This is a genomic window from Priestia veravalensis (genome assembly GCF_001457055.1).
GTDB lineage: Bacteria > Bacillota > Bacilli > Bacillales > Bacillaceae_H > Priestia > Priestia flexa.
The window spans coordinates 1-3,381 of record NZ_KQ758747.1; the positions used below are offsets into that span (position 1 = coordinate 1).

Sequence of the window (3,381 nt, forward strand, 5' to 3'; positions counted from 1 at the left end):
TCAAACTCTCCGAAGAAATGTTTGACTTGCTCATAAAAGTTTAAAAAAATTAACGTTGACGTTTGTCGCTTTGTTCAGTTTTCAAAGTTCAACCGTCGCTCTTAAGCGACTTTACTATCTTATCAAGTTATCAACTCGTTGTCAACAACTTTTTTGTTTTTCATTTTATTCTTAACTTACTTGTTATCTGTTCGTTAAGAACATTTATTAATATAACAAATAGAATACTGCTTGGCAATCCCAAAGTAATAAGTTTAAATTTTCAATTATATTAAAGGAATAATTCCCCTCACAGCAAAAAACACAAGTGAAAGCCACTTGTGTTTTTTGCTTCTTAATATTAATTACTTGTAAACTGCTCTTCTTCCGTTGATCCTTTTAGTGCTGTTGTAGATGATGTACCACCTGATACAACCTGAGCAACTTCATCAAAGTAGCCCGTGCCTACCTCTCGTTGATGCCTTGTTGCCGTATAGCCATTTACTTCGCTACTAAACTCTCTCTCTTGCAGTTCTGAATAAGCCCCCATACCTCTATCTTTATATCCTCTAGCCAACTCAAACATGCTATGGTTAAGCGCATGGAATCCAGCTAGCGTAACAAATTGAAACTTGTAACCCATCTTCGCAATTTCGCTTTGAAACTTTTCAATTGTTTTTGCATCAAGTTTTTTCTTCCAGTTAAACGAAGGTGAACAATTGTAAGCTAACATTTTACCAGGGAACTTTTCATGAATTGCATCCGCGAACTGTTGTGCTTGCTCTAAATTAGGCTCAGATGTCTCACACCAAATTAAATCAGCATACGGTGCATAAGCTAACCCTCTGGCAATTGCTTGGTCCAAACCAGCTTTTGTACGATAAAAACCTTCTGCAGTCCTCTCTCCTCTAATAAACTGTTTATCAACCGGATCAATATCGCTTGTGATTAAATCTGCAGCATCTGCATCAGTACGAGCAATTAATATAGTAGGAACTCCCATAACATCTGCAGCTAATCTAGCAGCAATCAAATTTTTAACTGCCGTTTGCGTAGGAAGTAAAACTTTTCCTCCAAGATGACCACATTTCTTTTCAGAAGATAATTGATCTTCAAAGTGAACAGCAGATGCACCTGATTCAATCATACCTTTCATTAATTCAAAAACGTTTAGCTGTCCACCAAACCCAGCTTCAGCGTCCGCAATGATTGGAGCAAAGTAATCCACTTCTCCTTCTCCTTCTAAATGTTGAATCTGGTCGGCACGTTGGAGCGCTTGATTAATTCTTTTTACAACATGCGGAACACTATTAGCTGGATACAAACTTTGGTCAGGATACATATGGCCGGATAAATTGGCATCTGCCGCTACCTGCCAGCCGCTTAAATAAATAGCTTTTAACCCTGCCTTGACTTGCTGAACAGCTTGATTTCCAGTTAATGCTCCTAATGCATGAATGTAGTCTTCTGTCTGAAGCAAATTCCAAAATTTATTGGCACCCCTTCTAGCCAATGTATGTTCAATATCAATCGAGCCTCTTAAACCAATTACTTTTTCTGCTGAATATGGTCTTTCAATTCCACTCCAACGCTCATCATCTTTCCAACTATCCTCTAATTGCTTTACTCTTAAATCGTTCACTTTAATATCCCCCTTGCGATTTTCTCTTCTTTTTAACTTCTTTACTAGCTAATAATCCGCTTACATGTACTTGTTAGAAACAACACATCAACTTTATAAGTGTGAGAGTTATAAGAATGAAAGTTGGATTTTATTCAGCGTATATTGGGATGCATCCGCTTCTTTGTTAAGTAATATGAAACGCTCCGCTATTTTTATAACTTTACATGTTATGAGAGTCACAACTCCTCCTTATCATTTTGTTATAAAACAGATAATATTTTACAATGATTATTATATAACAGTATATTCAAAAGATGAACCCTTGCTTTTACGAATTTTCTATATAAGCAAGGGTTTCACACCTAAAACCCTTGCTGTTAGTGGGTTTTTACTTATATTTACTTTCTTTATAACAGTTATTCTTCTTTATTATGCTCTTCCATAAACTCAATTCTTTCTAAAATGGTTGGATGACTATAACGAAATACTTTCACAAGAAACGGAGGGTTTACCTGAGATAGACCTGAACGACTGAGTGCTTGAAACGTTTTGACCGCCGCTTCCTTGTCTTCCGTTAACTCTAAAGCATAAGTATCTGATTGCACTTCATGGTGTCGAGATAATAAGTTTGTAGCTGGACTAACCGCAAACGTAAGAATGGAGAGCAACAGTAAGATTAGAGGTAATGATGATACATCCTGAAATGATTTAACCTTTAAGTTAGTCCCCCACTTACGCATTATCATGTCTGACAGCTTCTTTGTCATCCATAACCCAACCAAAGAAAGCACTAGAGCACTGGCAATTCCAACATAGATATGCTTTTTCACATAGTGTCCCATTTCATGAGCCATGATAAATAAAATTTCATTATCGCTTAATTTATTTAAAGTGGTATCCCATAGTACAATCCTTGAGTTTGCACCTATCCCTGTTACATACGCATTCATTGAATTTGTCTTTTCAGACATATTTACTTCATATACATGATCCGTAGGAATAGATGCTTCATCTGCTAAGTGGAGAATTTTTTCTTCTAACTGCTTATCCTTCAGCGGATAAAAGTCATTATATAAAGGGTCGATGACGACCGGCTGAATAAATGTGATAAATAGTGTAAAAGGAATTGATAATAGCCATGCATAAAGCCACCATCTTTTTGGCGACTTGTTAATTAGAGTGTATAGAACAAACACGATTAAGCACATCATAATAAGACTTATCCAAAAGTCAATAGTCATATCCTTCATCCAGCTTGTAAAAGATTGCGTTGTAATATTATAGGCCATCGATAATTTGTAGCTAATCCAATCAAGCGGGAACGTAAACACCTGTAAAAGCAATGATAGCCAGAATACGTAAATAGCAGTTTGCAAAGCACTCATTTTCGTAATGTCCTTTGCCCACTTACTAAATTTACGCGAGAATCCCAGTACTAGAACTAAAACAAAGCCCAACCATTCATATGGAACAGAGAGAAAAAATAAAAAATCTTTTATTTGTGAATATTCTTGTGCTAATACAAGTTCTCTCTCATTCATAAAAGTAGCCGGATCAACACTTGTCCCTTTTAACGCATCAGGAATAGAGGTATCGCTCCATTGAAATAAATAAAGCCATATTAATACAGCGTATACAACAAATAAAGTAAACGAACCAAGTACAATTTTTTTCATATAAACCCCTCCCTCTATAAATGTTGATTTATCAACGGTTTGAGCCGTTGGTGGGGTGTCAAAAAAAATATTTTTCGACACGCTTCCTAACAATATTTTTAT

At 36.0% G+C, this 3,381-nt stretch carries 2 protein-coding genes; both read right to left on the reverse strand.

Annotated elements, in window-relative coordinates; translation table 11 throughout:
• Positions 1 to 340 precede the first annotated feature (340 nt).
• Entirely contained in the window at positions 341 to 1,621 is a 1,281-nt protein-coding gene (gene aceA, locus AS180_RS21045; protein WP_025907645.1) for an isocitrate lyase, read from the reverse strand.
• 398 nt (positions 1,622 to 2,019) lie between these two features.
• The gene (locus tag AS180_RS21050; protein WP_025907644.1) at positions 2,020 to 3,279 is read right to left on the reverse strand and encodes a M48 family metallopeptidase; all 1,260 of its coding nucleotides are present in this window, start codon (positions 3,277 to 3,279) and stop codon (positions 2,020 to 2,022) included.
• Positions 3,280 to 3,381: the final 102 nt, after the last annotated feature.

What these genes read in the sequence shown, in the direction of transcription:
- AS180_RS21050 (WP_025907644.1), bottom strand. Translation starts at nt 3,279, where the DNA reads ATGAAAAAAATTGTACTTGGTTCGTTTACTTTATTTGTTGTATACGCT.